This window comes from Streptomyces glaucus, from assembly GCF_039533365.1.
Taxonomy (GTDB): domain Bacteria; phylum Actinomycetota; class Actinomycetes; order Streptomycetales; family Streptomycetaceae; genus Streptomyces; species Streptomyces glaucus.
This window is the reverse complement of record NZ_BAAATK010000106.1, coordinates 1-5,704: the sequence shown is the minus strand read 5'-3', so window position 1 is coordinate 5,704 and position 5,704 is coordinate 1. Positions and strand designations below refer to the sequence as shown.

The 5,704-nt window shown below is 74.7% G+C and carries 5 protein-coding genes; 1 reads left to right on the top strand and 4 read right to left on the bottom strand.

What is annotated here, in order from left to right; genetic code table 11:
- Positions 1-220: 220 nt before the first annotated feature.
- From ABD363_RS32205 to ABD363_RS32195, 3 genes are all read right to left on the bottom strand, one after another.
- On the bottom strand, positions 221-1,786 hold the full coding sequence (locus ABD363_RS32205; RefSeq protein WP_425578050.1) for an MDR family MFS transporter: 1,566 nt from the start codon (positions 1,784-1,786) through the stop codon (positions 221-223).
- Positions 1,787-1,979: 193 nt separating this feature from the next.
- Positions 1,980-2,675 (bottom strand): TetR/AcrR family transcriptional regulator, encoded by a 696-nt coding sequence (locus ABD363_RS32200; protein WP_344610000.1) that lies wholly within the window; start codon positions 2,673-2,675, stop codon positions 1,980-1,982.
- Positions 2,676-2,827: 152 nt separating this feature from the next.
- Positions 2,828-3,319, bottom strand: a complete 492-nt coding sequence (locus tag ABD363_RS32195) for a MarR family winged helix-turn-helix transcriptional regulator (protein ID WP_344609999.1) — start codon at positions 3,317-3,319, stop codon at positions 2,828-2,830.
- A 68-nt stretch (positions 3,320-3,387) separates the two neighbouring features.
- On the opposite strand from ABD363_RS32195, the gene ABD363_RS32190 reads away from it, so the two are divergent.
- Positions 3,388-4,674, top strand: coding sequence for a multidrug effflux MFS transporter (locus tag ABD363_RS32190; protein WP_344609998.1), 1,287 nt, complete (start codon positions 3,388-3,390; stop codon positions 4,672-4,674).
- A gap of 178 nt (positions 4,675-4,852) precedes the next feature.
- On the opposite strand, the gene ABD363_RS32185 is transcribed toward ABD363_RS32190, so the two are convergent.
- The gene (locus tag ABD363_RS32185; protein WP_344609997.1) at positions 4,853-5,296 is read right to left on the bottom strand and encodes an HIT family protein; all 444 of its coding nucleotides are present in this window, start codon (positions 5,294-5,296) and stop codon (positions 4,853-4,855) included.
- Between the last annotated feature and the right edge of the window lie 408 nt (positions 5,297-5,704).

The following is a 5,704-nucleotide window of genomic DNA, read 5'->3' as shown; positions in this document are numbered from 1 at the left end:
GAGGGGTGGAGGGGCCCTTCCCCGGCGGGGCCGGCCGAGGACCGCCCGCGCGTCCGGCCGCGACGGGCGCGGGGCGGGCAGGAGCGGGCACGGCGACCGGGCAGGGCCGGCGGCCAGGGCGCCGAGGCGATCGGGCGGCGGCCGTAAGGCCGCGAGCGCCCATGGCGACGCCCCGCCCGGTACGGCCGGGCGGGGCGTCGCACGCGGGCGCGCGCCGGGTTCAGTCGGCGGTCGTGGCCGCGTCGGCGGTCGCCCCGGCCGCCGGGCCGGATTCCTCGGCGAGGCGTTCCATGCCGCTGGTGGTCTTCAGCGGCTTCTCCTTGAGGAACACGACGGTGATCAGCGCCAGCAGGGCGCAGGGGGTGGCGATGAGGAACAGGTCGGCGGTGGCGACGCCGTAGGCGTGCTCGACGATGCCCCGTACCGGCTCGGGCAGGGTGCTCACGTCCGGGACGCCGGCCTCGCCGCCGCCCGAGCCCTGGCCCGTGACGCCCGCCGCCTTCAGGCCCTCGGTCATCTCGGCGGTGACGCGGTTGGCCAGGATCGCGCCGAGGACGCTGGTGCCGATGGTGCCGCCCATGCTGCGGAAGAAGGACAGGACGGAGGTCGCGGCGCCCAGCTCACTGGCGGGCACATCGTTCTGGGCGGCCAGCACCAGGTTCTGCATCAGCATGCCGACGCCGATGCCCAGTACCGCCATGTAGAGGCTGAGCAGGGCGAAGGAGGTGTCCGCGCCGATGGTGGAGAGCAGGCCGAGTCCCACGGTCATGATCACCGCGCCCGCCACCAGGTACCGCTTCCAGACGCCGGTCCTGCTGATCACCTGCCCGGCCACGGTGGACGACACCAGCAGGCCCAGGATCATCGGCAGGCTCATCAGACCCGCCATGGTCGGCGACTTGCCCAGGGACACCTGGAAGTACTGCGAGAGGAAGACGGTCCCGCCGAACATGGCGACACCCACCAGGAGGCTGGCGACGGTGGTGAGCGTCACGGTGCGGTTGCGGAAGATGTCCAGCGGGATGACCGGCTCGGCGGTCCGGGCCTCGACGAGGACGGCGGCGGCCAGCAGCAGCAGACCGCCGCCCGTGAGCGCGGCGGTCTGCCAGGAGAGCCAGTCAAACTCGTTGCCCGCCAGCGACACCCAGATGAGCAGGGCGCAGACGCCCGCGACGATGAGGAAGGCGCCCAGGAAGTCGATCTTCACCTCGCGCCGGGTCACGGGCAGGTCCAGGGTGCGCTGGAGCAGCACGATGGACAGCAGCGCGAACGGCACGCCGATGAAGAAGCACCAGCGCCAGCCCAGCCAGGAGGTGTCCACCAGCACACCGCCGATCAGCGGGCCGGCCACCGTGCCGACGGCGAACACGGCGCCGAAGACGCCGGCGTACTTGCCGAGCCTGCGGGGCGGGATGATCGCGGCCATCACGACCTGGGCGAGGGCGGTCAGGCCGCCCGCGCCGATGCCCTGGACCACGCGGCTGAAGATCAGCAGCCCGACGCCGTGCGAGAAGCCCGCCAGCAGCGAGCCGATCACGAACATGCCCAGGGACAGCTGGAGCAGCAGCTTCTTGTCGAACAGGTCGGACAGCTTGCCCCACAGCGGAACGGTCGCCGTCATGGCCAGCAGTTCCGCGGTGACGACCCAGGTGTAGGAGGACTGGCTGGCCCCCAGGTCGGTGATGATCGTGGGCAGCGCGTTGGACACCACGGTGCCCGCCAGGATGGCGACGAACATGCCGGCCATCAGGCCCGACATGGCCTGGAGTATCTGCCGGTTGGACATGGAGGTGGGCGGCGCCGCGTCGGGCGCCTGCGTTGCGGTCACGGCATCTCTTTCGACGATCGGTGGTCAACGGCTGGTCGGTGCGGGCCCGGGCGGCCGCCGGAGGCGTTCCGGGCCCGACGAAGCGAGGGGGTGGCGGGATCGGGGACCGCGGGCCCGGCGGCCGAACCGTCCGGCCCCGGTCCGCGGGCGATCACCGGGACGGCGCGGGCAGACCGGCCGCGAGCAGGGCGAACACCTCTCGGAAGACGTCGGCGAAGGCGACCTCGTCCTGCCGGGCGCACCAGTGCTCCACGCTGACCCGGACCGCCGTGCCGGCCACGGCGGCCAGCAGCCGCGCGTACAGGTCGAGCGCGCGACGCCGCTCGTCCTCGTACGCGCCGTCGCCGTCCGCGGGGGACGGCGCGCGGTCGCGGGCGGCGGGGCCGGAGCCGATCCGCCGGACGATCACCTCGGCGAGGCCCGCCTCGTCGGCCATGTGGGCACCCAGGCTGCGCACCAGCAGGTGCGGGGAGGCGCGCAGCACCTCCGCGTGCAGGCTCCACAGCTCGTGCTGCCGCTCGGCTTGCGCGAGTTCCACGGCGAGCGCCTCGCGCAGCGCCTCCAGGGGCGACAGGGCGGCCGGCGCGTCGAGCAGGGCCCGGCGGACACGGGCGCCCGCGTCCGCGTCGATGACCACGAACGCGTCGTCCCGCGAGTCGAAGTAGTTGAAGAACGTCCGCACGGACACCCCGGCGGCCGCGCTGATGGCCTCGACGGTGACGTTGTCCGCCCCGTGTTCGGCGGCGAGGCGCACCGCGGCCTCCGCGAGGGCGGCGCGTGTGGCCCGCTTCTTGCGCTCCCGCAGACCGTCGCGCGCCGCGCTGCTCTCCCCCGTCATGCGTTGCATGCTATGCAAAAATGCATTCCGTGCAAAATCGTTTCCGGCCGCCCCTCCGCGCGCCGGACCCCGGCCCGCGGGGTCCCGGCGACGCGGGGGCGGGCCGGCCGTGAACGCCGTCACCCTACGGGAGTCCCGGCCGTGCGGGACCCGTGCCGCGCTCAGCGGTGCCGCTGCGCCTTCTCCATCGCCGCCACCAGCCGTGTCAGCGCCCGCAAAACCTGCTCCCGGTCCTGCCCGAGGTCCGCGAAGAGGTCGACCTCGGCGGCCAGCTGACGGGGGAAGAAGCCGTCGATCGCCTCGGCGCCGGCCGGCGTGATCGAGACCAGGACGGAGCGCCGGTCGGCGGGGTTCGGGGTGCGGGAGACGAAGCCGCGCCGCTCCAGCTTGGCCAGCGTCTTGCTGACGCCCGCGCGCGACAGGCCCAGGCGTTCGGCGAGCCCCCGGGCGATCACCGGGCCGGTGGCGTGGCGCAGGGGGATGAGCATGTCGACCTCCGGCGCGGTCAGCGGAGCACCCTCGTAGAGGGGCTCGACCGCCTTGGCCAGGAGTCCGGTGGCGTGCTTGAGGAGCGCCACCAGTTCCATGGGGGAGGTGTCGAGGCCGGGGTGGTGCGCGGACCACTGTGCGCGGACGTCGGCGGGGGAGGACATGCGGCTCGCCTTCTCGCTCCGTGAACCAATTTTGTTAACCAGTGAACAACTGGCTTATCTTTGACCGCATGGTATCCCCGTCCCCCTCCTCCGCCGTCGGCGGACAGACACCCGGCACCGCACGCCCCGCGCCCCGCGCCGGTTCCGCGACGGCCCTGGTCGCCGTCCTGGCCGCGCTCACGGCGGTCGCCCCGCTCGCGACCGACATGTACGTCCCCGGCTTCCCCGCGATGGGGGACGCGCTGGGCGCGAGCAGTTCCTCGGTGCAGCTCACCATGACCGCCTTCCTGGCCGGCCTGGTCGCCGGACAGCTGCTCATCGGACCGGTCAGCGACGGGCTCGGCCGGCGGCGGCTGCTCCTCGCCGGCTCGGCCGGGTTCGCCCTCTTCTCGCTCGTCTGCGCCGTCGCCCCGAACGCCGAAGTGCTGACCGCCGCCCGCTTCCTGCAGGGCGTCGCCGGCGCGGCGGGCATGGTGCTGGCCCGCGCGGTCCTCACCGACCGCTTCCACGGGGCCGAACTCCCCCGCCGCTTCGCCCTGCTCTCCCAGATCATGGGCGTGGCGCCGATCGCCGCGCCGGTGCTCGGCGGGGCGGTCCTGGCCGTGTCCACCTGGCGTGCGGTGTTCGTCGTCCTCGCCGCCCTGGGCGTCCTCCTGCTGCTCGCCGTGGGGAAGGCGGTGCCGGAGTCGCTGCCGCCCGAGCGCCGCCACAGCGGGGGTGTGAAGAGCACCTTCCGCGCGATGGGCGGCCTGCTCGGCCGGCGCGTCTTCATGGGGTACGTCCTCGTCGTCGCCTTCGCCTCGGCAGCGCTGTTCGCGTACATCGGCGGCTCCAGCTTCGTCTTCGAGAACCTGCACGGCGTCTCGCCGACGGTCTACTCCCTCATCTTCGCGGCCAACGCCGTCGGCATGCTGATCGCCGGTGCGGTCTTCGCGAAACTGGCCGGGCGCGTGGCGCTGAACACGCTGCTCACCGTCGGCGTGGGCCTCGTCCTGCTGGGCGCGCTGGGGCAGGTCCTCGTGGTGCCGGTGGCCGGGGAGGTCCTCGCGGGCACCTGGGCGGCGCTCTTCGTCACCACCGCGGGGATCGGCCTGGTCTTCCCGTCGGGCATGACCATCGCCCAGGGCCTCGGCCGCGGCGCGCCGGGGGCGGCCTCCGCCCTGGTCGGCGGCCTGCAGTTCCTGTTCGGCGCCGCCGCCTCACCGCTCGTCGGACTCTTCGGGGAGCACAGCTCCCTGCCGATGGGGCTGATCATGCTGGGCGCGGCGGGCGCCGCGGCCCTCTCCCTCGTCGGCCTGGCACGGCCCTGGCAACGGCACGGCGAACCGGAGGCATCGGCGGCTTCCGGGAGCTGACCGCGGTCGCGCCGGCGGGACGCCCCGCCGGCGCGACCGCCCCACGGCGGCGACGGGCGCCCGGCCCCGGCCGCACCCGCGGCCGGGCCGCGGCGACGGCCGTGCCCCGGCGGCCGCGAAAGACCGGTGCGGCAGCCCTTTCGTGGCACGGCCCCTGACGGGCGGCCGCCCGGGTTCGTCAGCGCGCAGGAGCGTCGAGGGCGGCGAGGCCGCTGCGGACCGCAGCCGCCGCCCCGTCGAGCAGACGGCGCTCGCACACCCGCCAGTCCGCCTCGATGCGGAACGGATCCCCCTGGAAACGGGGGAAGACGTGCAGATGGACGTGGAAGACCTCCTGGAAGGCCGCCTCGCCGTCCGCCAGGAAGAGGTTGACTCCCTCGCAGCGCAGACCGGACGACCGCAGCGCGCGCCCGAGCCGGTGCGCCACCGTCCAGACCCGCGCGCCGACGTCCTCCCGCAGGTCCTCCAGTCCTTCCGCGTGCGCCTTGGGGATCACGAGCACGTGCCCGGGGGTCACGGGTCTCAGATCCATGAACGCGATGACCCGCTCGTCCTCGAAGACGACGCTCGCCTCCGCCCGACCGCACGCGATCGCGCAGAAGACACACCCGTCGGCCGGCAATCCGCCTCCTCGGCAGGAAGACACCTCGTGCCCCTACGACAGCAGGTGCGGCGGGCCGCGCGCCAGTCGTTTCCCACGCCGTCGGCGCCCTCGGGGACGGCCTCCTCGGCCGAGGGGCACGGACCGGCCCGCGGACCGCCCCGGTGCGGGCGCCGTGGCGGAGTCCGCCGGCCCGCGGACCGGTCATGGTGCCGGGGTGGCCGCCGCCGTCCGCCGACGGGGCCGAAGCCGCGCGGACCGCCTGCCGCCCGCCCCCGCGGCGGCGGACCGCCGTCCGCGCAGGGCTCCCCCGGCCGGACAGCCGTCACCCGCCCGGTGGGGCGGGCCCGCCGTCGGCGCTCCCTTGCCCGCGCTGCCCTCCGCCGGTTTCCCGGGCGGGCCGCGAGGCCGACGTCGACGCGGCGGCGG

Excerpts from the sequence above, each read along its gene's own strand:
- ABD363_RS32190 (WP_344609998.1), top strand. The coding sequence starts at position 3,388 with ATGGTATCCCCGTCCCCCTCCTCCGCCGTCGGCGGACAGACACCCGGC.
- ABD363_RS32195 (WP_344609999.1), bottom strand. The coding sequence starts at position 3,319 with ATGTCCTCCCCCGCCGACGTCCGCGCACAGTGGTCCGCGCACCACCCC.
- ABD363_RS32205 (WP_425578050.1), bottom strand. The coding sequence starts at position 1,786 with ATGTCCAACCGGCAGATACTCCAGGCCATGTCGGGCCTGATGGCCGGC.
- ABD363_RS32200 (WP_344610000.1), bottom strand. The coding sequence starts at position 2,675 with ATGCAACGCATGACGGGGGAGAGCAGCGCGGCGCGCGACGGTCTGCGG.